The 23,784-nt window shown below is 71.2% G+C and carries 18 protein-coding genes; 12 read left to right on the forward strand and 6 right to left on the reverse strand.

The window, feature by feature from the left end; all coding sequences use genetic code 11:
* Positions 1-93 precede the first annotated feature (93 nt).
* From IF30_RS0100115 to IF30_RS0100125, 3 genes are read left to right on the forward strand one after another with little or no spacing between them, the layout of a single operon-like run.
* The gene (locus tag IF30_RS0100115; protein ID WP_199807791.1) at positions 94-744 is read left to right on the forward strand and encodes a hypothetical protein; all 651 of its coding nucleotides are present in this window, start codon (positions 94-96) and stop codon (positions 742-744) included.
* Positions 741-2,747 (forward strand): hypothetical protein, encoded by a 2,007-nt coding sequence (locus IF30_RS0100120; RefSeq protein WP_030230112.1) that lies wholly within the window; start codon positions 741-743, stop codon positions 2,745-2,747. The genes IF30_RS0100115 and IF30_RS0100120 overlap by 4 nt, the downstream gene beginning before the upstream one ends.
* 40 nt (positions 2,748-2,787) lie before the next feature.
* Positions 2,788-4,860 carry a hypothetical protein gene (locus IF30_RS0100125; RefSeq protein WP_158834572.1) on the forward strand — a complete coding sequence of 691 codons (2,073 nt, stop codon included), beginning with the start codon at positions 2,788-2,790 and terminating at the stop codon, positions 4,858-4,860.
* A gap of 342 nt (positions 4,861-5,202) precedes the next feature.
* Here IF30_RS0100125 and IF30_RS0100130 read toward each other — a convergent pair whose 3' ends face one another.
* Positions 5,203-6,246: a TnsA-like heteromeric transposase endonuclease subunit gene (locus IF30_RS0100130; protein ID WP_234322524.1), complete on the reverse strand. Its 1,044-nt coding sequence runs from the start codon at positions 6,244-6,246 to the stop codon at positions 5,203-5,205.
* Positions 6,247-6,315: 69 nt separating this feature from the next.
* On the opposite strand from IF30_RS0100130, the gene IF30_RS0100135 reads away from it, so the two are divergent.
* From IF30_RS0100135 to IF30_RS0100145, 3 genes are all read left to right on the forward strand, one after another.
* A complete protein-coding gene (locus tag IF30_RS0100135; RefSeq protein WP_030230121.1) occupies positions 6,316-6,981 on the forward strand; it encodes a hypothetical protein in 666 nt (221 codons plus the stop codon).
* Positions 6,982-7,309: 328 nt separating this feature from the next.
* Positions 7,310-10,042, forward strand: coding sequence for a hypothetical protein (locus IF30_RS48500; RefSeq protein WP_030230124.1), 2,733 nt, complete (start codon positions 7,310-7,312; stop codon positions 10,040-10,042).
* Positions 10,029-11,792 carry a hypothetical protein gene (locus tag IF30_RS0100145; protein WP_030230127.1) on the forward strand — a complete coding sequence of 588 codons (1,764 nt, stop codon included), beginning with the start codon at positions 10,029-10,031 and terminating at the stop codon, positions 11,790-11,792. The genes IF30_RS48500 and IF30_RS0100145 overlap by 14 nt, the downstream gene beginning before the upstream one ends.
* Positions 11,793-12,421: 629 nt before the next feature.
* On the opposite strand, the gene IF30_RS0100150 is transcribed toward IF30_RS0100145, so the two are convergent.
* The 5 genes from IF30_RS0100150 to IF30_RS0100170 form a co-directional block, all read right to left on the reverse strand.
* The gene (locus tag IF30_RS0100150; RefSeq protein ID WP_030230131.1) at positions 12,422-13,183 is read right to left on the reverse strand and encodes a hypothetical protein; all 762 of its coding nucleotides are present in this window, start codon (positions 13,181-13,183) and stop codon (positions 12,422-12,424) included.
* 254 nt (positions 13,184-13,437) lie between these two features.
* Positions 13,438-13,875, reverse strand: coding sequence for a hypothetical protein (locus IF30_RS0100155; protein ID WP_051708935.1), 438 nt, complete (start codon positions 13,873-13,875; stop codon positions 13,438-13,440).
* 345 nt (positions 13,876-14,220) lie between these two features.
* A complete protein-coding gene (locus IF30_RS43055) occupies positions 14,221-15,099 on the reverse strand; it encodes a M48 family metalloprotease (RefSeq protein ID WP_051708936.1) in 879 nt (292 codons plus the stop codon).
* 56 nt (positions 15,100-15,155) lie between these two features.
* Positions 15,156-17,027: an ATP-dependent helicase gene (locus tag IF30_RS0100165; protein WP_030230140.1), complete on the reverse strand. Its 1,872-nt coding sequence runs from the start codon at positions 17,025-17,027 to the stop codon at positions 15,156-15,158.
* On the reverse strand, positions 17,014-19,002 hold the full coding sequence (locus tag IF30_RS0100170; RefSeq protein ID WP_051708937.1) for an ATP-dependent nuclease: 1,989 nt from the start codon (positions 19,000-19,002) through the stop codon (positions 17,014-17,016). Before IF30_RS0100170 ends, IF30_RS0100165 begins: the two co-directional genes overlap by 14 nt.
* 401 nt (positions 19,003-19,403) lie before the next feature.
* Here IF30_RS0100170 and IF30_RS0100180 point away from each other — a divergent pair, with 401 nt between their 5' ends.
* The 6 genes from IF30_RS0100180 (at position 19,404) to IF30_RS0100210 (ending at position 23,774) form a co-directional block, all read left to right on the forward strand.
* Positions 19,404-19,868: a DUF4262 domain-containing protein gene (locus tag IF30_RS0100180; protein WP_030230146.1), complete on the forward strand. Its 465-nt coding sequence runs from the start codon at positions 19,404-19,406 to the stop codon at positions 19,866-19,868.
* Positions 19,869-19,968: 100 nt separating this feature from the next.
* Positions 19,969-20,400: a hypothetical protein gene (locus IF30_RS0100190; protein ID WP_158834575.1), complete on the forward strand. Its 432-nt coding sequence runs from the start codon at positions 19,969-19,971 to the stop codon at positions 20,398-20,400.
* 71 nt (positions 20,401-20,471) lie between these two features.
* The gene (locus IF30_RS47410; protein WP_158834578.1) at positions 20,472-20,642 is read left to right on the forward strand and encodes a hypothetical protein; all 171 of its coding nucleotides are present in this window, start codon (positions 20,472-20,474) and stop codon (positions 20,640-20,642) included.
* Positions 20,643-20,724: 82 nt separating this feature from the next.
* On the forward strand, positions 20,725-20,907 hold the full coding sequence (locus tag IF30_RS0100200; RefSeq protein ID WP_030230155.1) for a hypothetical protein: 183 nt from the start codon (positions 20,725-20,727) through the stop codon (positions 20,905-20,907).
* 85 nt (positions 20,908-20,992) lie between these two features.
* Positions 20,993-21,577 (forward strand): hypothetical protein, encoded by a 585-nt coding sequence (locus IF30_RS0100205; protein ID WP_030230158.1) that lies wholly within the window; start codon positions 20,993-20,995, stop codon positions 21,575-21,577.
* A gap of 127 nt (positions 21,578-21,704) precedes the next feature.
* Positions 21,705-23,774, forward strand: a complete 2,070-nt coding sequence (locus tag IF30_RS0100210; protein ID WP_051708938.1) for a type I restriction-modification system subunit M — start codon at positions 21,705-21,707, stop codon at positions 23,772-23,774.
* The last annotated feature ends 10 nt before the right edge of the window (positions 23,775-23,784 follow it).

The raw sequence follows: 23,784 nt of genomic DNA on the forward strand, positions 1-23,784 counted from the left end.
GATGTTGTTCAGGGCCGAGGGGGTGTGCCGATCCAGAGGAGCGTGATGGTCGGATCCGCAGGAGTACGTCGGGCCACTCGCTGGCAGGATTCGGTGCGGCTGCTGTTGCTGATCAACGCCGCCGCAGAGCCGGAGACCGAAGGCGAATCGGTGCCGCCGTCGACCGTCGGGGTGGTCCACACTCAGGTGCGGCTGCAGAAACTCGACTTCTGGGTCCGCAATCCGGACTACCTGGCCTACGAGCTGATGAACGAGTACGTGGCCGCTCCGGACGTTCCTCGGCTGCTGGAGCTTGCTGCGGAGATTCTGGAGTCGGAGGAACCGGATCTGCGGCGCTTCCCGATGCTGCGTTACAAGTACGGCGCCTTCGAGGAGCTTGATGACGCTCTGGCCCCGCTGGTGGAACGGGGGCTGCTGCGCAAGACGCAAGTCCTCGGGCGTGAGCGCGTGGTGGAGCACATCTACTTCCTACTGGAGCGGGGCCGGCAGGTGGCACAGTCGACGGTCACCGAGGCGCCCGCGCTGGCCTGGTACGTCGAGCGCACGCGCCTGGTCGTGGACCTGGTCGACGGTCTCGGCGGCACGCAGCTAAAGGACCGGCAGTACCTGCTGCGGGACTACGCCGACACCCCCTGGGGCCAGCACATCGGCCCCATCACCGAGCAGGCCCGCGAGCGGCTACGCGAACTTCAAGCGGCACTAGGCCCGGGAGCCACGGGCGACGCTGACCAGGAGGCTTCATGACCGCGCCCGGCCCGGCCCGCTCCGACGCGAAGGACATGACCGCCGCACCGAGCGCCGGCGAGATCCTGAGGGAGGTCGCCGAGAAGCTGGGGCTGACGCCGGTACAGGTCGAGCGGACCCTGGCCGAGGCGAACATCACCCTGAAGAGCCCGACCGCCGCCGACCGGCGGCTGCGCATCATCCGGCTGCGCGCCAGCGGCACGAAGCACTCGGGCGACGACTTCACCGTGGAGCAGCCCTTCACTCCAGGGGTGTGGGCGATCGTCCACCCGGACAACAGCGCCGGGAAGACCAGCCTGCTGGAGTTCCTCGTCTTCCCGTTGCGCGGCGGGCCGCGCGATCTGCCGCCCGATGTCCGATCGTGGCTGCGGCATCTGAGCGTGGACATCGCCGTGGCGGGCCGGGCGATCCGCATCGTCTTGGACGTCGATGACCAGCCGCACCCCCAGTTGCGGGGCCGGATCCTCGCCGGGGAGTCCGTCGACCAGTTGCTTGCCGCGGACGACGAAGCGCTTCGTCTGCTGGCGACCGCGTCCGGCAACGAGGAGGTGAGCCGGTGTATCGGTGAGTTCTTCCTGGACGCGCTGCGTATGGAGCACACCAACCTGTGGCAGGTGACCGGCGGCGCCGACGGCGAGGGGGCACCGCAGGTCCACGGGTGGGCGTCGTACTTCGGGGCTTGCTACCTCAATCCCGGTGGGGACGAGATCCTGCTCGGCGATGTCGCCGGTGGCCTGCCCGGGCGGCTCATGGAGCTGTTCGTCGACATCCCGTACAGCACGGCCCTCACCCAGCTGTCCGTCGCCGGGAAGCGGGAGAAGAAGACGATCACCCAGGGGCAGCGCCGGGCGGAAGGGGACGCGGAAGCCCGACGGACCGAGCGTGAGGCGTGGCAGACGGAACTCGCCGACGTGACTAGGCAGATCGAGGCGGGGCGCCGGGCGGCTACCCAAGACATCTCCCCGCTCTTGCAGGCCGCCGACCAGGCTGCGACGGAGCTGCGCGGCATGCGGGCGCTGTTGGAGGAGGCCGAGCACACGCTCACGGAGGTGTCCGCCGCTCGGATGCGCGCGGAGCAGGGGCTGATGGATGCCCGGGAGACCTGGCAGGCCCGGCGGGTCCTGGGACGGCTGGACCCGGTGTGCTGTCCGCGGTGTGAGGAGCCGCTGGGCAGTGTGCGGCGCAGCGAGGAGCGCGAGCAGGCGAACTGTGCGGTGTGCACGCGGCCACTGCCTGAGGTCGACCCGGAGACCGCCGAAGCGCTGCTGGCGGAGCTGGAGCAGACCCTGGAGGGAGGCCGGGAGGCCGAGCGGGAGGCAACCGATCAGCGGTTGAGGACTGTAGAGGCGGTGCAGAGCGCTCTGGCCGTCCATCGCGAGGCGGCGGCCGACCTGGAGCAGGGGCTTGCCACCTCGCAGGCCCACGACCGGCTGCGTGACCTGGAGATCCGGGCGGCCGAGCTCCGCGGACGGCTCGAGGCGACCGGATCGACGCCCCCGGCTCCGCCGGTCCCGGTGTCCGCGCAGGTCCTGGCCGCCACCGAGGAAGCTGTCCGCGCGGCCGTCGAGGCTGCGGCGAAGCAGCTGTTCCCGGCGATGAACGAAGCGATCGTCGAGCTCGCCGCACGGTTCGGCGTGCAGAACCTCGACAGCGTCAAACTCGACCGCTCCGGCAAGGTCAACGCCGTCAAGGCCGGGGTGAAGACCCCGTTCAAGAGGCTCAGCCGCGGCGACCGGCTCCGTATGCGGATTGCTACCGTCATCGCGCTTCTTCGTGTGAGCGCTGACCGCGGCGTGGCCACGCACCCCGGCCTCCTGTTGATCGACTCGGTCGCCGCCGAAGAGGTCACCGAGGTTCCCGCCCGCACCCTGATCGCCGAGCTGCAGGCCATCGCCGCAGAACTTCCCGAGCTGCAGGTCGTTCTCACCACGGCGCAGCCCGAGCTCGTCGACGCCCTACCGAAGGACCACCTCATCACCAGCGACGGTGAACACCTGTTCTAAGCTGCTCGTTCCCGAACCGGCCGGCGACAAGGAGAGGACCGTGGCCCCAAGCGTGGACCAGACGCTCCAGGACTGGGCCAGCCACGCGACCGACGACGAGCTCGAGGCCGGGCCCTCGCTCGCGGACCTCGGCGGGACCGAGGCGGTGCTCGCGGAGGCCGACCAGCTCGCTGCCGGTCCACTCCTGCCCTATCTGCTCACGGCACTTGGCCGCGACCTCGACGCCGTGGACGGCGAGCATGCCCGGCAGTTGCTCGACGCCGCGGCCCAGGGGCTGCGTAACCCCCAGGCCGCCTGGATCTTGGCCGACGCGATCGACGTGGTCTGTGCCCGCCCGGCGTTGGCCACCCGCCTCGGCACCCGCACCATCCGGGACCTTGCCGCGCACGTGGAGGCCGCGCTGGCCGGCGATGCGGACGCAGCCCTGGCTCAGCCGGCCGTCGCCGGGCTATTGCGCCTGGCCGTCGCGCAGATGACCACGCCGCACCGCCTCATGGCGTTGCTCGCCGAGATCACTGGGGACGAGCCGTCCGAGGCCCTGGAGCGCCTGCCGATCCTGGTCGGGGTCGCCCACGACCACTTCGGCGACGACGCCCTGCTCGATGTCCTGAGCGCGCTGGAGAACCAGGCCGATCTGCCAGCGGGCACCCGGGCCGACGCCAGCTTCGAGCTGGCCGTCGCGGACATGCGGACCGCGCTGGAGGCGTCCGACCGCTCGGCCGTCGAAGACCACCTGCGCCGGGCTCTGATGCGGTTCAAGGACCTCGACCGCACTCATGAGGCCCGACTCGACGCCCGCGCCCACGCCGCCGCCGTAGACGCGGTCCTCGCCTTCGGCGAAGTCGACCAGCAACCTGCGACGGCCGCACCCGCCGAGCAGCGCCTGGCCGAGGCTGCAGACCAACTGGATGCCGCCACCGCGCAGCTGGCCGCCTGGACTCGCGGCATGCACCAGCTGGACTGGCTCAGTGCCCGCGGACTTGCGCAGAGCGCCTGGTCCCGGCTCGTCACCTCGCTCCAGACCGCCCGCACCCACCTGGACCAACCCAGCTGGTACGACCCGGCCGGCACCCTCGGCGACCTGCTGGACGTCTACGTCGCCAGCCGCAGCATCCACACCGTACGAGCCGACGGATCCGGCGGCCTGACGGCAGTGGTGAGCCCACCGGTGGAAGCTGCGTTCGTCCGCAGCGACGGCCTGCTGCACCACCTCGAACAGGCCCTCACTACCGACCCGCAGTTCACCGGCTCCCCCGACGCACGGGCGCTGTACGAGGTCGTCCAGGCCCAGCGGCAGGCAGTGCCGTCGACCGGGCAGGTGGTGCCGGGAAAAGCCCTGGAGGGCCGCCCCACCCTCGCCGGGCTCTTCCAGGCTGACGCCTCAGCGCTGCGCGACGACCTCGACCCGCTGCTCCTGGATCGGATCGAGCAGCTCTTGCAGCAGCAGTCCAAGGGCTACACTCCGACCGGCAACGCCCGCTTCGACGCCCACCTGGAGTCCCTGCTCGAAGAGCTGGCCACCAGCCCCGCCTGGAAGCAGCGCGAAAGCTCCTACTTCACCACCCTGCTCGAGCAGTTCCTGCGGTTCCTCTACGACCGCTTCGACGCCCAGGCCGACTACTACGGCGCCCGCACCGCCTATCTCGGCCCCTGTACCGACAAGAAGCCTGACGGCAGCCCCGACCACTGGGACGAGAAGCACGTCCAGGACGACCTCCACCAGCACCTCGCCGGCACACTCACCCCCGGCACCGTGCAGCGCGAACTCATCGACGTCGCCAGCGGACGCACCGATGTCACCTACACCCCCGAGCCCGGCAGTCGTTTCGTCGCCGAGGTCAAACGCCGCACCACCAGCTGGAGGCGCGAACGCATCGAGAAGAGCTACCTCGCGCAGGCCGCCAACTACACCGCCACCGGCCCGCCATTCGGCGTGCTCCTGGTCGGGGACGACAGCGGCCACGCCAGCGGCTACCGGAGCGTCGAGGACAGCGTCTGGATCATCCACCACGCGCGCAGTGCCACCGAGGTACCCCGGCTCATAGTGGTCGGCGTCCTGCCGATCGGGCGCCCGACCCCGTCCGCACTGCGTATGCCCCGCGCCACCACCTGATCCCTCCTCGGTCCAGGCAACAGCATTGCAACGGAGGGAAGTTGACCTCCATCGGGAGATTGGCTCTGCGGCGGCCGCCGCGTCTAGGGTTCCGTCAGGCGATGGCTCCCTCGACTGCGGCCCTGCTGGCAACGCGTGTGCCGGGCAGACCTAGATTTGTCGCACCGCGGTAGCCCCCGCCGAGCCCCACCCCGACGACTGCGCCCGCGGGGGCACCGGCCGGGGCACCGACGGCGCCGACGACATCCATGCGCCGGCCACATCGAGGCCGACCCGGCCGACACTCCCGGTACCGACGTCCCGTGGGCTTCCGGCTGGGCGAGCGCCCGACCAGGGCACCGGTCAGCGGGGCACCGTGAACGGCTGGGCCGGAAGAAGCGGGCGCTGGTAGGCGGTGGGAAGAGCGGTGGCCTTCCCGGCGAGATCCTGGCGGCTGAAGCTGCGTTCGCCTTGCCCGAACCCGGAGGGGTCCAGATCGACGACAAGCTCGTCGCCCTCGCAGCGGACGATGGTGCCCCGGTCGTGTCCGAGGACCAGACGGGTCCCGACGTCCCACTGGTCCGGTGCAGGCCGGCGGGCCGCCGCGTCGGTACGCAGGCGGGTGCCGGTGGTGATCGGGCGGTGAAGGTCGGTGGTCAGGTCGCCCCACCACAGCAAATGCTGGATCACGGCCCGCACCATGGGCTGCGGCATCTTCTCGTTGGTGAGGCTCTTCTCGACTGCGTGGATGGGCAGTTCCGCGTCGGCGCACAGGGCGAGGATGGGTTCGATCAAAGCCTGCTGGACCGGGTGCATGGGCCGGCAGAAGCCCCCCAGGGCCTTGATGTTGGTGTAGTGCTGTGCGTCCTTGGGGCCCGTCCACCACTCGTAGGTCCAGCCCCGGGCGTTGATGACTTCCTCGGCCCAGTCCAGCACCCGCTCCGAGGGGCACAGCTCGCCTGCCGTCGGAGAGCTGTCAACGAGGGTGATCGTGCCGTCGCTGCTGATCAGCATCAGGTCGGGAATGTAGCCCGCCTTGCCGGGGCCTTGTTCGGCGCGGAGTTTGAACGGCTGGCCGATCATGGACCGCACGGTGGGGTCGAAGTCCGCCAGTTCCATGCGTTCCCAGATACCGTCCGTGGCCACCGGATTCTGGCCGGTGCTGATCGCGGCATAGATCCCGAGGTCGAGTCGCTCGCCGCGGTGGGTGAGGTGGCGCCGCCAGGGTTGTGCGCGGACCAGTTCATGGACGTCGACGTCGGTGACGGCCATCCACTGCGCCGGTCGCCCTTTCTCGAACTGCAGTCCGATCTCTACGCCATCGAGCAGTTGGTGCGCCCTCGTTCGTGTCACCGTTTCATGCTGGCAGAGCCGGCTTTGCGCTGTACCTTGCTTTGCCGAATTCACGGTGCAGGGCTCTGCTCTTTCTCGGCCTACGCACGCAGAAGGTGCCCTCAGCGGCCGTAGAATCCGGGCATGAACGCCAAGACCGCCCACACCATCAGCCCGTCGGCCGAGGAGGCGTGGCGGCTGGTCGGCCACTACCTCCATGGGCTGTCGCATGAGCTCCCCGAGCAGTGGCGGCTGCGCGATCACGAGGCGTCGCAGTGCCGCGAGCGGGTGTGGTCGCTGCCCACCGAGAACGGGAACGACGCGCAGGTCGCGTTGTGGCTGCGGCTGTCCGACACCGAGGTGCCCTGTGACGATCCCGGGTGCGCGGCACGCGAGATGTACCTGACGAGCGACGGCACCGACAGTGTGCTGGCGTCCGGCCCGCTGCCCACGTTCGCCCGGCGCGAGGGCCTGGGCTACTTCGAGTACCGGACGCATCCGCACCACGACGGGTGGGCCTGCGACGTCGACCCGGTCTCGGTGACGTGGATGTCGACGGCTCTGGCCCTGTACGGCGGGTACATGCGCATCAACTGGTTCGACATGGGTGGTGCGGACTCGATGGCGGCGGGGCACTCCCTGTGGGAGGTCTCCGCCCACCAGGTCCGTGAGATCAGCCGCTGGACGGCCATCGCCGGGCCCGACGGCGTCCGTGACGAGGGGCCGACCAACCCGGGCGCCACGCCAGTCCTCCCACTCCCGCCCGAAGCCGAGGCCAAGCTCAAGGCGGCCGCGGAAGCCCGCCGCTGACGCGTCCCCGGCGGGCGGTGCGTCACGCGTCGAGGACCCCGGTCAGGGCCGTGCCCCGGGCCTGCTTGCGAGTCGGCGGTCGCCGTCCGCGGCGGACTTGGCGTACCGCATCCTTGGGCGGCCGGCTGCCCGGTACCATCAGGGGAAACGCACCTCACCGTGACGTGCCTTGCCCGGGCCCACCTCCGGGCCGTGGTGAATCCAGCTGCCGCTGGAGGGTGATGCAGTGGTGATGCTTGGCACTTCCAACATCTTGTGACCGCCCCTGTATGCGCTCTGGCTCCTGTCGTGGTGGGGCGGCACGGACCGGGAGCGCGCAGGAGCCCTCGTGTCACCGAAGCACAACACGCACCCCACCAACCGTCAGCAGATCGCCAAGGCCCTCAACGCGCAGACGCGGATGGGCTACCAGCGCGCTCTGCAGCGCGTCGTCGACGCCACCGAGAAGGGGCTGCTGCCCGAGCTTCTGGACGAGGCCGGCCGCGCCGAGGCCGTGCGCCTCCTCGCCGAGCAGGGCGCACCCGAACCGGATCAGGGCCCGCTCCTCGCGAGGGACTACCTGAAGGCCCTGGTCGAGGAGCTCCGCCGCCTGGGCTGGGGTGCGGGCGATGAGACCGACTTGGAGTGCTTCGGCCTGACCGCGTACGCCGGGCCCGTCGCCGGGCTGAGCCTGTCGGTGGGGCGCGCCGACGACGAGGACGACGGCGCCGAGCGCGACCCGGACGACCCCGAGCAGAGCGATCTGGCCAAGCCGCTCTACCTGACGGCGATGTGCCCGGCCGGGAACGCCACCGTGGATGACTTCGAGGACGGCCTCGCCGACTGCTCCACCGAGCCGGTCCGCGCCACAGCGCGGCGCCTGGACGCCGAGCTCGGCCGAACCCGGCTCGCCAGGGTGCGCGGCATGGAGGAGCACTCCACCACGCCGTGCCCGATCTGCGGCGACCGCTACCCCGCCCATCACCTGCTGCGGAACTCGCCCAGCGCCGAGCCGGTGTGCCCCGCGTGCATCTTCGACGGCGACCAGCACTACCGCACCGATCTGCCCTACCTCGCCGTCCAGCTTGACCGGCTCCTGCACGAGGACCTGTCCGCCCCGGCGGGATGGGATGCGGTCGCGGCCGTCCTCGCGCTGACCTGCGGCGCGAACCTGCGCGCCCGGCTCGACCGCGCGCTGAGGGAGCGCGGCGGCTGGCCGTTCGTGATGGAACGCTGGGGTGAGCCGCTGACCCGCTCCTGGATCTGGCTGCCGCCGTCCGCCGACCGTCACCCGATGTTCCGGCACCTGGGCGCCGGCGCGAACCTGGCCGCGCTCGTCGACGCCGTCGACCGCCACGACCCCACCGCCCGCACCGAGGCGAAGGCCCTGTGCCGCGAGGTGGGCGTGCGGTGGAGGGACGCGCTGTGGCCGGCCGCGATCGCTTTCGCGGTGGCCCTGACCACGCAGGCCTGCGAGCGGGACCGCCACCGCACCCCCTACCACCTCGTCCACTCTCTCAGCGACGGCCTCGGCCAGACCATGAAGCCGTTCGCGGTCACCGGGGACGCCTCCAACGTCGAAAGCGGCCTCGCGGCGCTCCTCCGGTACCAGCTGCTGCCGATGCTGCTCGGGCACAGCCTGGACGAGGAACCCGATGACCCCCGGCGCCGTTACGGAGCGCAGGACGACGACGATCGCCCGGCCGCCACCGGCGCGGACGCGCGGATCAGCCACAGCGTCGACCGGGCGAACCAGGTCGCCGTCATCCTGGGCACACTCCCCTTCACCCCGCCCGGCGTCCCGGCCTGGGACGGCAGGCCGTTCACCGGGCCGGATGCCGAGGGCCTGGGCAGCACCGCCCCGGCCGGCGAGCCGTGCGCGGCGCTGCGGGCCGAGGCCCGCCGGCAGGCCGCCGAAACGCTCTACGACGCGGGCGGCCCCCTGATGGTCGACGCCGACCACGCCTGGGCACGGAGCGGCTGGTGGATCCCCTCGGACCACGGTCGGCACGCGGTGCGCCAGGCGCAGCAGTTCCTCACCGACCGGCCCCGGGTGCTGGCCCTGTGGTATGGGCCCGGCGCCCAGTTTCCCGAGCCGGTGCAGGTCTGCGTCGAGGTCACCGACGTCCACCCGCGCAGCACCGGCCCGGTGGACGTGCCCTGGCTGAGCGTGTGGGACGGCCACTCGTACTTCGGGATGACGCTGTCCGACCTCGCGCTCGTCCGGCGCGCCGAACCTGGTGAGGAACTCACCCAGGTCTGGCCGACCCACCACGACGACGCCGGCGCCAGCGCCGGCCACGACGACGGCGATGCCGGCCACCAGAACGCCGCCGCCGTACCGGACGCGCTCGCGGGTGCGTCCGGTACGGCGGACAGGAGGCTGCCGACGGCCGAGGAGCTGTCCTTGCTGACCGACCGGTTCCTGCACCTGGCCGGGCACCGGCTCGGCGAGGGCTGGAAGAGCGTGGACGAGAAGGCGTACACGGCCCACCAGCGCCTGGAGAAGGCCCTGGAAGCGGAGTACACCGGCTTCGCGGCCACGTCCGTCAAGGTCTGGATCAACCTGTTCGACACCACCCACCCCTGCCCCAGCGGCCCGGGCCAGCCTCTTCCCGCCTACGCGCTGACCGGCAAGCCGTACGAGGTGGAGTTCACCGTCCACGCCCACGACCCGTCCTGCGGCTGCGGGCAGGAGTACGGCTTCGGCGAGTTCTCCGACCGCGTCTGCCAGCTCCTGATCGTCCTGTGCCTGTACGGCGGGCTGATCGAAGCCCACCCCATGGTCGAGACCGCCGGCACGCCCGAGGACGGCCGGGCCGCGCTGCGGGACATCACCTGGGAGGTCGACGGCCCCGACGGCTACGACTTCCGGGAGGTCCAGCGCCGGGTGGTCCGCGATGTCACCGACGCCGACTCGCCCCTGAACACCGATACCAACCCGGCCTACATCCCGCCGTACATGGCCGCGGACGGCTGGTACCTGCCCGAAGGCGGCACCTCTCTCATGTTCCACGGCCGCCGGCACGGCGACGAGGACAACAACGAGCTGAAAGAGCGGGGAGCCGATGGCCCGGCGTGACCTCGAAGTGCTCGCGCACGCCGACCTGGAGCGGCTGGGGATGGCGCTCCCGGCGGTGACCGAGGCTGTGGTGGGCCTGGTGCGCTCGGGCGGGGGCGGGAAGTGGCACGTCCCCACCGAGAAGAAGAAGTGGTCGCAGCACTGCCAGCACGCCGCGCGGGCGACGGGCGAACCGAACGAGCTGGTGCTGCTGGACGTGCTGGACCAGGTCTGCGCCCGCTGCGCCGGGCAGCTGCCCGGACGGCTGCCGGACGCGGTGGTCGCCCTGTGGCGGGCGTGCTCCCTCACGGTGGCGGCGGACCGGTTCGTCGGCTCGCTGCGCAAGGACACCCGGGCACGGACGTGGCTCGGATACGCCATCGCGCTGGACCGCTCGCCGCGCAAGGACGACGCCCGGGTGCGGGAGCTGCTGCGGCCGGTGCTTTCGGGCGACGAGTTCGGCGCGCAGGCGTGGAAGGCCATGGCCAGCTGGTCGCAGGTGCTGGAGCAGGCCGAGGAGCAGCTGGCCGTCTACCGGAAGGCAGCACCGCCGGCCGTGGCGAGCGTGACGGTCGGCGCGGCGCTGGACGCGGTCGGCCGCGAGCCGGCCGTGCACGAGCAGGCCCGGGTGCTGGAGCAGGCCGTCGGCGGGGACCGGCGATGGACGGAGGTCGGGGTGTGGGACTGCGTCCGCCTGTCGTGGTCGCACGCCCGCGAGCAGGGACGATGCGCCGTGCAGGCCCAGGATCTGGCCCGGCGGGCGCTGTTCGAGCGGTGGGGGCGGCAGCGGGTGGTCGACGTGTCCGCGCTGCCCTCCCCCGCGCTCACCCCGGTCGGCTCCTGCTCCAGCCCGGCCGAGTGGGCTCAGCAGGAGTACCGGCAGCTGTGGGCCGCGTTCGTGGAGCGGTGGTGCGGGCGGCTGGAGGAGGAGTTCTCCTCCCAGCGCGCGGGCGGGGAGGACGAGCAGTTGCTGATGGTGGCCGACTGGCCGCTGACCCACCGCGGCGACCTCGCCTACCTCGCGCAGTTCCGGCAGGTCGGCCCGGCGGTGCCCGCCGGGCTCCGCGAGGAGGCGTACGGGCGGACCCGGAAGCGGCACGCCGTGGTGCTGGCAGTGCCGAGGTACGCGGTCGAGCACGCCGTCGCGCACGAGGACCGGCCGCGCTGGGGCCAGGCCACGGTGCTGACCGCCGGCGACGTCCTCGGCGCCTCTGTGTCGGAGACCGCGCAGGAGGCGGAGTCGGCCGCGCGCGTGATGCTGCGCATGGTGTATCCGTACCTGCCCGAGGACGTCGCCGCGGACGGGAAACGGCCTCAGGCCTCGGCGCCGGTCCGCTCGGCGCGCGCCGAGCAGCGCGCCGCCCGCCCCGACATCTCCGATACCCACTGGGCGCAGCAGCGCGAACGCGATGCCCGGCGGCAGTGGCGGAACGCGTTCGGCGAGGGCGTGTGGGCGTGGGTGCCGGACGACACCGCGACCGGCCCGGCCGCCGCACAGATGCAGGACCTGGCCGAGCACCACTACTCCTGGATGGTCGTGCGCCTGGACGTCGAGGCCGGGCCGCGCACCGACAAGGCGCTGATGAGCCTGTACGGCCTGCTGACCGGCTGGGACGCCCACCGGCGCGTGCTCACCTTCACCCCGCAGCACGGCCACCGGCCCATCCAGGTCCCGGTGCACCGGATCGTCGCCATGACCGGGGACCGTGAGCGGCGCGGCCGGCGTGAAGCCCCGATGTGGGAGCCGTACGCACCGCCGCGCCGGTGGTGATCCCGCCGGGCCGTGCCGGGCCGGCTCCGGCGTGGTGGAGCCGACGGCGGGAACGAGCCGGACCGGGAGAGCACGGCGGCCGGTTGGTGCCGCGTCGGGGCAGCCGTCCGGCCCGCGTGGGTTGTGTGGGAGCACGCTGCGTGGGGCGGGGCGGCTCCCCGCCCCGCCCGGGGGACGCTGGTCCCCGACGGCGGCCTGCCCTTGGCTCGGTAGACTCGCCGGGAGCCGAATGCGCAGTACAGAGGGCCGCGGCGGCCGAACTCCTGGCCGGGGTCCGTCACAGCATCGCCAGCCTGGCCTGACGGCCCTCCGGGCCGGCATACGGCACGGCCGCCCGAGGACGATCTCCCACCCACCCGGGCCGCCCGCAGCCCCGCAGCCACCGGGTGCTCTTGCCGCTCGCCACATGACCCGATCCGGCGACCCGCCGGCGCGGATCTCCGTACCGCCAGGACCGCCGCGCCCGTGATGGCGCACCGCGCCCGGCAAGGGCGAATCCCGTGGTCGCGCCCCTGCTCCCCACCCAGGCGGTTCCCCGGCCTGGGGTGTTCCGGCCCCAGACTGCACACCGCCTTGGGCGGCCGCGGCCTCATCTGTCGCCCGTACTCGCCGTCGGGGCCGATCACCAATCACGCCGCGCGGTCGCCGCGGGCCACCAGCAGCCGGTCTCTGGCGGGCACGGGGCGGGTGAAGTCTCCGCGGGGGAAGCCCTCGATCCAGATGGGCCGGTGCTCGTCGACGCTGGCGTAGTAGTGGTCGCGCCAGTGGCCGCGGACCCAGTGGCCGGCCAGCGTGCGGCCTTCGGCGGCGGCGCGTGCGGCGGAGAGCTCGTGAGCGGCGGCCTCGGGACGGCGCAGGGCGATGCGCCGGAAGCTCTCCTGGCGGATCTTGGCACTGCGGGCGACGGCGCGTACGGACTGGTGGATCTTCGGGGAGTCCTCGCAGGTCAGAGGCTGCCGGGCGAGCGCGGAGAGGGCTCGCAGCATGGAGACGCCGTGCGTGCCCGCATCCGCGGGGGCGTCCCACGGCACGATGTAGGCGAGGTGGGGGTAGAGCGCGGTGAGCTGCACCGTGACGCCGTTGATCTCGTAGGCGCCGGGCTGCTGCCGGATCCAGGTGAAGGCGTTGATGCCGTTGTCACAGCTGGCCCAGGTGATGGCACTGACAGGCGGCTGGTCGGGGCGTGACCACTCGAAGGCGGCCGACGGGACAGGCTTGGCGAAGAGGAGGACGCCGATGGGGGCCAGGAACTCGTCGCGCCGGACGTGCTGACGGGGGAAGGTCTGGGCGGCGGCTGTGACCATGTCGCACATGGGCGCGTCCGCGTAGACGGTGTCTGCGTTCTGCCAGACCGTCAGCGGGTCCGGTTCGTCCGCGGCAAGGAGCGCCATCCGTTCAGCGAGTGAGGCGGACGGCCACTGCTGGGGCCATGCCGCCTCCCCGTAGGCGATCCCGTCCGCAGCCAGGTAGCGGGGCCACTGATCTGAGCCGAACCACCCCGTCAGGCCGGCTTTGAGCCGGATCGCATCGACCTGCGTCAGTGGGCGGGAGGCATGCGCGTGGAGCCGAGCGCGAAGAGCGGGAGCGGCGGCGCCGGAACCCGGTGCCCGCGCTCCGGCCTTCTTGGTGTGGGAGCGGCGCGCCGTCATGATGCGCTGCCCGTGCCGTCCGGGGCGTCGGGTCGGTTCGCGCTCCGGTCGCGGGGCGGGCGCCCCAGGGCCCGCTCCACGTCCGCGACCTCGGTGCTGCCGTAGGTGATGCGGGCCCCGGAGATGGACATGCCGGCGGCGCCGGCGAGGTCGGCGAGCACGTAGGGGCGGGGGCGGGTGAACTCCCGTCCGTAGGCGATCAGTCGGCGGATCTCGGCCTCGGCCTGCTCCTTGCGGTAGCGGGCGATGCCGATGGCGGACAGCAGCGGCTCGTTCTCCTCGCTGTCCGCGTCGGCGGCGGCCTCAAGGCTTTGGATCATCTCCTCCCGCCGGGCGTGGATGGACTCGCATACGTCGCTGTAGATGTCGTCGGGCACTTCTCCTGGGCCGGGCATCGGATGGCAGATCGCGGCGATGTCGCTGAAGACGCTCATGGCGTCCATCATGCCAGCTTTTGCAGTGAGTGCAATTGATTGCAGTCACTGCAATTCCGCTCGGATGGGGTCTCCCCTATGCACGGCGAGCGTGCGGGGTCGGGAAGCGGGAGAACGCCGTGCAGCGACAACCCCTTCGGGCGAGAGGTATCGGCAACGGCCCTGACGGGTCGTCGTGTTGCTCAACCAGTGGCCGAGCCGCCGGGCATCGGCGGCAGCAACTCCTCGCCCGTCACAGCGCTGATCCGTCGCCAGATCGCTGCGAACATCCCCGCCCGCTCTTCCCGTCGGGCACAGCGTGAGGTTCGGCGGGGTCTGGCCAGAAGGCTGTTGAAGCTGGCCAGGTTAGGTGGCAACCGGGGTGTGCAGTGGGTGAGCGCTTCTTCCGGACTCGTCACGTAGGGGAACGCGCTCGACGCAGAGGACCCGCAGACGGAGCGGAGGGTGTGTGCGCATGCCGCGCACGGCCGCCCAGGCCCTGGGCAGAAGAGGGCCGGTCCGGTCGCGGACCAGGTCGTCGCGCCACATGTCGGCCACTGCGGTCCGGCCGCAGACGCGGGCCGCCGCGAGATCGCAGGCCAGTTCGCCCCACCAGGAGTACAGGACGGCGAGCATCCCAGCGGCTGCTGTGGCCAGGGCGAAGGCTGGCAGGGGCAGCAGGCCGGCGGCCAGGGCGACCGTCGCGACGGCGGCGGACTCGGCGGCGATGCGCTTGCCTGTGTCGCGGCGCTGGAGGTGGGCGAGCTCGTGCTCCAGGACCGCGGGGAGGTGGTGGGTGTGTCGGGGGTGAAGCCACCGCATGCCGAGCCACACGTGCCCCTGGCGGCCGTGGCCGGTGGAGCGGGCGTCGGCCCAGCTGGAGGTTTCGCTGGAGGTGGCCAGGGTGATCTTCTTCAGTCCGCGCTCGGCTGTGGTGCGGCGTACATGTTCGGTGGTCTGCCGCATCCTGTCGGCGATGTGGCGGAAGGTGTCGCTGTCGGAGGGGAGGGGTTTACGGCCTGCGTGTACCTGCCAGGTCAATGCCTGGGCCGACGGTCCCATGGCGATGGCCGACCTCTGCCGGGCGCGGCCCTGCAGCGCCCATAGCCCCCCGGCCGCCGCCGCGACGCCGACAGCGATACCGGCAGCCGGTCCGCGCAGCTGCGCCATGGCGGCCTCGCTGATGATCGCCGTCGCCACCATGGCCTGTACGGCGTAGCGCTGAAGCATGTCCCCCAGTGTCATGCCGATCACCGTAGTCGGGGACGGAGCGGCGGACCGGGGCCGGGTGCGCCGCCCGGTCAGGTCTCTTCCTTGGGGAAGAGGCGCCGTGCCATCTCGATCACGAAGGCTGAAGGTCCAAGGGACATCCAGTATCCGTTCTTGGTCTCGTACCCGGGGCCGACGATCATGGTCACGGTCGATTCGGCACGCGTGAGGGCGACGTAGAAGGTGCGCCTTTGCTCCTCGAGCTCCGCTGCCGTGGGCTTCCGCCATCTGTTCCCGCCGCTGGGGACATCGCGCGGAATGAGGCCTTGCAGGAGGCCGGGCAGGATCACCGTGTCGAACTCTCGACCCTTGGCCGCGTGGTAGGTGGCGAGCAGGACTTTCCCGACGACTTCCTCGCCGCGCGCGAGGTCCTGCAGCACAAGATCCTTGGAGCGGCACAGACCGGCCAGGACGTCGAGGCTGCTCGTGTTGTCCTGATCAGGGTGCCCTGCGGCTACCTCGTCGAGAGCCAGGCCGGCGCGCAGCTGCTCCAGCCAGGCGTGGGCCGGGGCGTCGGCGGGGTAGAGCTCCGCGGGGTCGAGGCACTGTTGCAGAGCCCTGGGCAGGAGGAGCCGTGAGGGAGGCGGGGCGAGCTGGGCCTCGGTGCGCAGTGTGGTGAGGGCGCGTGCGAGGGAGGCAAGGGACGGTGCTTGGGCACGGCGCAGCATGTCGGCGCGGTCGGCGTCGGATGCGGCGTGGATCTGGTAGTTGGTGACGGCGCGGGCCGCGCAGCGCTGGATGAAGCGGGAGAGACTGCCGGCGGGGAGCTTGTCGTCGCCCTCGTGCCGGAAGTCCAGCTCGCGTCGGGTGAGTTCGCTGCGTACGTCGTCGAGCAGGCGGCCGCGAGCGGGGTAGAGGATGGCGATCCGCTCGGGGCTGATGCCGTTGCTCTGTGCCTGTTCGACGAGGTCGCAGGTCACTCGGGCGTGGTCTTGGAGGCCTCCCTCGACCTGTTCGAGGTTGACGTCGCCGGGGGGTGCGCCTTCGCGGGCGAGGCGGCCTCGGGTGAGTCCGAGGGCGGCTTCGGCTGCGGTGATGATGTCCTGGCCGCTGCGGTAGTTGACCTCGAGTTCGAGGTCGCGGAAGTCCTCTCGGTCTGCCAGTTCGGTCAGGTACTTGGCGTCGGCGCCGGTGAAGCCGTAGACGGACTGGTCGGTGTCCCCGACGGCGAAGACGGTGATGCCGGCCAGGTCGCGCAGGGCGAGGACGAGCTCGTGAAGGACTCCACCGAGGTCTTGGTACTCGTCGACGACGAGGTGGGGGAAGCGGGCACGCAGGAGGTCGCGGACATGTGCGTGCTCCCTGACGAGGTGCACGGCCCGGATGACCATGGCCTCGAAGTCGATCTCGCCTCGGAGGACGAGTTGTTCGTCGTAGAGGCGTGCGGCCTGGACTTCCCGTGGGTCGAAGCTGTCGAGGGCCTCGTTGCAGGCCAGGGCCCGGCGGATCTTGGTGCTCTGGGGCACGCGGTGCTGGGCGAGGACCTCGCCGATGCCGACCTGGTCGAAGCAGCGCTGCAGGAGCGCCTCGATGGCCGCCTTGCTGAGGACCTGTCCCACCTCGGGCGCCGGCTGTCCGGTCAGGTGTCCGAAGGCGCGCAGGATCTCGTTCAGGCAGAAGGCGTGCACGGTGGAGCAGGTGATCCGCCCCTCGGCGCGCACGCCGCTGCGGTGGACGCGGCGGCGGATCTCCTCGGCTGCCGGGTTGGTGTAGGTGATGCAGGCCACGCCGCGGAAGGGCGAGATCTGCGTCTGGAGGACGTAGGCGATCCGGGCGACGAGGGTGCGCGTCTTCCCGCTTCCGGGTCCGGCCCGCAGAACGACGTTGCCGTCGTGGAGAACGGCGGCCCGCTGCCTGGGGTGCAGACTGTCGAGCTCCGCGAGCAGGGTGTCACTGACCTGCATCACTGCCCTGCCCGTTGACGTGCGGCGTCATGGGGCCGGGGAACAGTGACGTTCCACGGGCCGCAAGGCTGATGCGTTCCATCGCCAGGAAGATGTAGGAAGCCGTGCCCAGGCGGCCCAGGGCCTGCTCGTCGAGTGCAACGTTCCAGGGGGTCTGGGTTGCGGCTCGAATCCGTCCTTGCAGGTCGACCCGTGCGATGTGTGCGGCGAGGCGTTGTGCGAAGCGGCCCTTGCCGAGGACGCCGATCCGCTTGAGCATCTTCTTCCGCAGCTCGGGGTCGACAGTCGTGTTCCGTTCGTTGGCGACCCCGCGGCTCACGTCGTCTCGCGCGGTGGTGTTGCTGTTCAACTCCTCGAAGGCCTGGATGATCTCCTCACCGAACAGGGAGCACAGGTCGGTCTCCAGGGTCTGGGCGCCGATGAAGATGCCGTGGCCCTGGAGCTCTGCCGCGAGGGGATCGCGGGTCGCTCGGTAGTCGGCTGCACCGGTTTCCGGAAGGAGGGCGATCTGCTCCAGGAGTGCCTTGCTGCGGGATGCCTCCGGGTGGAGTTTCGCGCCCCGCCTGAGGCCGGCTTCCCGTACACCGCGCTTGTCGCGGGCGGCGTCTCCGTCGGTGACGACCACATGGGGGGTGTCAAGGCCCTTCGGGCCCAGGAGCGCCCGGTAGGGCTTGAAGTCCGTGCCGTGGGCGCTGGCCACCACGGTGCCGTAGGCGTCGAGGTCGAACCCGGCGGCTTCAGCCAGGGCGGGGAGGATGTACAGCTCGGCCAGTCCTTCGACCAGCACCACGGCGGAGGCGAAGAGGACCTCGGCACGGCTGACGTCGAGGTAGCGCTCCAAATCCTCGGCTTCCTCCTCGCTGACGGGGAGGGCGGCCGTGGTGGCGCCGGTCGTGCCGTTCTCCGTGGCGCGCAGCACGATGAAGGAGCGGACCGGGGCGACGGCGGCGATGTGCGGGCTGTGAGTGGTGAGGATGAGCGACGGCCCGGTGCGCAGCAGATACCCGAAAAGGTGTCGCTGGAGGGTGACGTGGAGATGGGCCTCGGGCTCTTCCACGGCGACCAGGGTGGCGATGAACTCTTCGTCGAGTCGCTGCTGGCTGAGGGCTTCGAGGAGCAGGCCGAGGTAGATGACGTTGGCGCTGCCCAGGCTGGTGTCGGAGATGCTCCTGCGGCGGGCCGTGTCGAAGAATAGGCGTACGGCACGGATCAGTTCGTCCGGCTTGGAGGAGGCGAAGCCGAGGGTGGGCTGGACGGCCAGGCGCGGCCCGAACATCTCTCCCAGCCGGTCTGTCAGGTGGCCCTCCAGCTTGGCGACGTTGTCGTCCTTGGTGAGCTGGTCGACGGCGGTGGCGATCGCCGAGGCGGTGGCTTCCAGATTCGCCGGGTCCAGGGGAAGCCGTTCGAGGAGGTCCCGCATAGGGCTGCGCCGCCAGTTGTGAAGGTCTCCTTCGGCGTCACGCAGGGCCGGCAGGACGCGCAGAGACACCTCACGGCGGATGGCCCGCACGTCGTTGGTCTCACGGTCGCCGGCGAAGACGACAACGTCGTAGTCCTTCGCGGTCAGCGGCCGGCCGGTGGGCTGCACCTGGGAGCCGTCGGCGGTTGATACTTCCGTGCGCGGGGCGAAGCGGTAGGTCAGCCGCGCTACGTAGGGGTCGTAGTCGACCGTGGCGCTGGACAGGATGCTCTTGGCGTCAGCGTCGTCGTCGAAGCCGCGCAGCTCGACCACGATGGTCACTTCTGCTCCGCCGGCGAGACCTGCGGGGTGCCCTTCCCAGATGTCTTCCTCGCGCAGCATGCGCCGCGCGTCGGAGACGGACGGGTCGAGGACCAGGCGGATCGCTTCCAGCAGATTCGACTTGCCGACGCCGTTCTCGCCGACGATCACCGAGTGGGCGGGGAAGCCGTCGATGACCAGGTGCCGGAAGTTGCGGAAGTTGCGTATCTCGATCCGTGAAATGTGCAGGCCCATTCGTCCCCTTGCCGATCTGGTGCGATGTGGTGATTCATCATTCCAGGTCGGTCTGGCCTGGGTGGGCGGTTTCCCGGTGTCCGGTGGCCTTCCAGACCGCCTGGATGACGGGGCGTTGAAGGGTGACGCCGTCGCCGATGACGTTGCGGACATGCATGTCGTGCTCCCTGCGGGATCTTCGGCAGTACTTGCCGAGTGATCTTCACCTCCAACATCCTTCCGGGCATGGAGCCAGGAGGATGGGCCATATCGCGAACATTTGCTTAAGTCTATGAATTGCAATAACGTCTCGACACCCGGTCGACCTCCACAGCCCTTGCAGGCGGGACGGCCCGGATCCGAACCCACCTCGCCGGCCCGGCGCAAGGCCCCGACGCCCGACCCTCCCGATTGGATGGACCGTGCCCTCGACCCCCGCGGACACCCGTAAGCAGATGGCCGCCCACTTGCAGCAGTTGACAGCCCGTATCAACTCGGAGGGGTACGCCATCCCCTTCATCCCGGCCGACCCCTCGACCGGCGAGCCCTCACTCGCCTACACGGTGGGCCTGCACGTCCGCCAGGGCTACGAGCTGGCGGTCAGCGGCCTCGACTACGAGACGTCCTGCTCCGTGCTCCACTCCCTGGTGGAGCGACTGCTTGAGCAGCAGGCTCCCCCGGCTCCGGCCATGGAGGTCAAGGGAGCCGCCGGGGGCGGCTACTCGCTGCGGCTGAGGCAGGCGGACAGCGCACTGCCGTTCATCCTGGTCCGCACTGTCTACCGCCGCAACCCGCCCGTCTGGCAGGCGGTCTGGCCGGACCGGGAGGGCCGGTTCCCCGGCGACGCGGCGTGCACCCTCTCGGCGGGGGCGCAGCTCCCCCTCTAGAGTGTTGCTTAACTCTGTGACTTCACATATGGTTGCACTATCAGCCGCTCAGCGCGCCGGTCACTACACCGTCGGTCTCCTCGTCACGAAGGGCACAGCGATGCGAATTTCGGAACTTCTCAAGCGACTTGAGGAGCAGCAGCAGCGCGTTGGGAACGTCGAAGTCGGCTCGCTCCTCTCCAGCGAGTGGGAGGGTGCCGAGGGTCCCGTCGTCGGCGTGAAGGCGGATCGCGGTCACTGCGGCTCCGGCCCCGTCACGGTCCTGCTCGAAGGGCGCAACGACGACGAGGACACCCCGCAGGCGCACTCCGAGCACCCGCTGACGGTCCGCGACCTCATCGCCCGGCTCACCGCGCTGCTGGAGAGCACGGGAGACGTCGACGTCAAGCTCCTGATCACCGGGGAAGACCCCTACGGAGGCGAACTCGGTCCGATCACCGAGGTCAGCGCACTGCGCTGGGCCAGTACGACCCTCGACGGGGCCACCGACGCCTCGACCACCATCACGATCTCGGGGCCGATCGAGAGGTGACCGGCCCTCGGAGTCTCCACCGCCCCCGCGCTGACCCGGGTTCCCGGGTCAGCCCGAACCTCGGAGCCGCCATGTCCATGCCTCAGCCTGCCCACGATTCCACGAAGCGCCGACCGTTCCTGCCCCAGGACTTCGACGAACCCTGTGAGGGCTGCCTCGCCCCGGCCGGCTCGTACTGCCGCGCGGGATGCGACTGCGGCTACACCGCCGAGGACGCCCGGGCCGAGGCGGCTCGCGGGTAGTCGGCCATGCCCGGGCTGGTCATGAGCCGGTCCGGCGTCCCGCCGTCTTGCACCATCGTTACAACCCCGCACGGAGCCCCCCATGCGCATGCTGCTCCCCGCCACCCGCCCGGGGCACCGGGGCGGGTGCGTCCGGGCCCGCCAAGGATGCACCTGTTTCTACTTCACCTTCGCCCGGGGCCGGGCCAAGGCGGCCGAACGGCGGATCGCCCGTCGTATCGAGTCGCGCCGCTGGCGGCGGGACGAAGCCGCACTGGACACCTGACCGCTGCACAGCTCAGCCCGCCCCGCCCCGGCGTTCCCCCTCCTCGCTCCGGACTGCCCCGGCGCGCACCGAGATCGGACTTCCCATGACGCACGACCCCACGCCCGCAAGCCCCCTCCACCGGCCCACCGTCACGGACGCCGCCGCACTGCGTGACGCGGCCGCCGAGATGGAGCGCCGCCTGGAACTGACCGCCGACGACCCGAGGGTGACCAAGTCCTCCGTCCTGAGCTTCCTCCACCGCCACGCCGACGACCTGGACAAGGGCCTGCCCGCGGGGTGGGCGACGGTTGACCTAGGCGCACTCGAAGCGGTGCTGCTCGAGTCCCTGGGTCCCCACGGGCGCGACGAGATCTTCGGAGCCTGGAGCCGGGCAGCAGCCCAGCCGCCGCCGCGGGCGCAGACCGCTGGGCCGCCCGTCGGCCGCCGGATCGACGTGGTGGTCGACCGCGCCCCCGACGACGGCACCGAGGTCCACGTCTACATGGACGGCGCCCCCGCCCAGGCCATCGTGCACACCATCGACCCCGGGCGCAGCGGGGCCCACCACGAGTGGTGGGAATCGGTGACGACGCTGGGGCCCGAGGTGCCGCAGGCGGTACGCGACCAGGTCAACGAGTACGCGGACGGCTACCACGATCCCGAGAAGTGCGGGCGGTCATGCGCGTGAGGTTGCGCCGGTCCGGCGGGTGCGGGGCGTGCCCCGCCCCCGCCGGGCCTGTCCCGATGTTCCCTTCGTTCCTGCTGGCCGCGCCGGGCCCTGCCCGGCCGTGTCGTCCCTGTTGGAGAGGTGTCCGTTGAACAGCAGCAAGCACGTCGAGTTGTCGTCGCGGGTCTGGGCGGTGAGCGAGCTCCTGCGCGGCGACTTCAAGCAGTCGGAGTACGGCCGGGTGATCCTGCCCTTGCTGGTGCTGCGCCGCCTGGAGTGTGTCCTGGAGCCGACCAAGGACGCCGTCCTGGCCGCGGTCGCCGAGGGCACGCCGGACGGCGGGTTGAGGGCGATCACGCGGGCCGGGTTCTACAACACCAGCCCGCTCGCGCTGCGCACCATCGCGGGCGCGGGCTCGGACTGCGCCGAGCAGCTGCTCGCGTACTGCGGCGCGTTCTCGCCCGGGGCGCGAGAGGTGCTGGAGCAGTATGGCTTCGGACCGCAGGTGGAACGGCTGGCCGCGGCCGGGCTGCTGCACCATGTCGTGGGGCGTTTCGCCGAGCTGGACCTCCGGCCGGCAGAGGAGGCCGCCGGGCGCGCGGCGCCGGGCGAGGGCGGGGGGCCGCGTGGGGTCGTGTCGAACCACCAGATGGGTTACCTCTTTGAGGAGTTGATCCGGCGGTGGGCCGAGCAGTCCCACGAGACGGCTGGGGAGCACTTCACACCGCCGGAGGTCGTCCGGCTGATGGTGAACCTCCTCGCTCCGGCCGACGGGCAGGCACCGGGCACGCCGGGGGTGCCCCGGACGGTCCTGGACCCTGCGTGCGGCAGCGGCGGCATGCTCAGCGCCGCGCAGGAACAGCTGCTGCGTCTTGACCCCGGCTGCCCCGTGGAGGTGTTCGGGCAGGAGTTGAACCCCGAGTCCTGGGCGATCTGCCGTTCCGACATGATGGTCAGGGGCCAGGCCCCGGAGGCCATCGTGCTGGGCAACTCCCTGACGCAGGACGGGCATGCGGGCGCGACGTTCGATTACTTGCTGGCCAACCCGCCGTTCGGCGTCGACTGGCGCAAGGCCCAGGGCGCCGTCGAGCGTGAGCACCGGGAGCTGGGCGAGCGCGGCCGGTTCGGCGCTGGGCTGCCCCGGGTCAACGACGGCGCGCTGCTCTTCCTCCAGCACATGATCGCGAAGATGAAACCGGTCGACGCATCGGGGAGCGGTGGCAGCCGGATCGCGATCCTCTTCAGCGGCTCGCCGCTGTTCTCGGGCCAGGCCGGGTCCGGGGAGTCCCGCATCCGGCAGTGGATTCTGGAGAGCGACCTGCTGGAGGGCATCGTCGCGCTGCCCGACCAGCTCTTCTACAACACCGGCATCTCCACCTACGTGTGGGTGCTGACCAACCGTAAGGCCGCGGACCGGAAGGGTGGGGTCGTCCTGCTGGACGCCCGGGACCACTGGCGCAAGATGCGCAGGGCGCTGGGCGACAAGCGCAAGGAGCTCGGTGAGGAGCACGTCGCCGAGCTGACCCGCCTGTACGCCGGGGCGCCGCCGGTCCCACCGGCTCACGCGCCCGGCGGTGCCGGTGGCTCGGTAGACGGCAAGGTGAAGGTCTTCCGCAACGAGGACTTCGGCTACCGGCGGATCACGGTCGAGCGTCCGCTGCGGCTGCGCTTCGAGGCCAGCGAGACGTCGATCTCGCAGCTGGCGGCGGCGAAGCCGGTCCAGCGGACGACTGACGCGGTCGCGTTCGCCGAGGCGCTGCGCCCGCTGGCCGGATCGGTGTGGGCGACGGCGGTGGATGCCCTCGACGCGCTCACCGCCGCGGTGGCCGCGGCCGGCCTGGCGTGTCCGTCGGGTGCCGCGTTCGTCCGGGCGCTGCGGGAGGCGTGGGGTGTGGCCGATGCCGGCGGCGAGGTACAGGGCTCGCCGGACGGGCCGCTGCCGGACCCGGCTCTGAGGGACTTCGAGACCGTCCCGCTCGGGCAGGACCCGGAGGAGTACCTGAAGCGGGAGGTGCTGCCGTTCGTGCCCGACGCCTGGATCGACCACGCCAGGACGAAGGTCGGCTACGAGATCCCCTTCACCCGCCACTTCTACGTCTACAAGCCGCCTCGGCCGCTGGAGGAGATCGACGCGGACCTGATGGCTGTCCAGGCCGAGATCCAGGCGCTCTGGGCCGGCCAACCCTGGGCGGCTCCGGACGCCCACCGAGTTTCTTAAGGTTGCGAAT

Source organism: Streptomyces sp. NRRL S-350, assembly GCF_000719705.1.
GTDB lineage: Bacteria > Actinomycetota > Actinomycetes > Streptomycetales > Streptomycetaceae > Kitasatospora.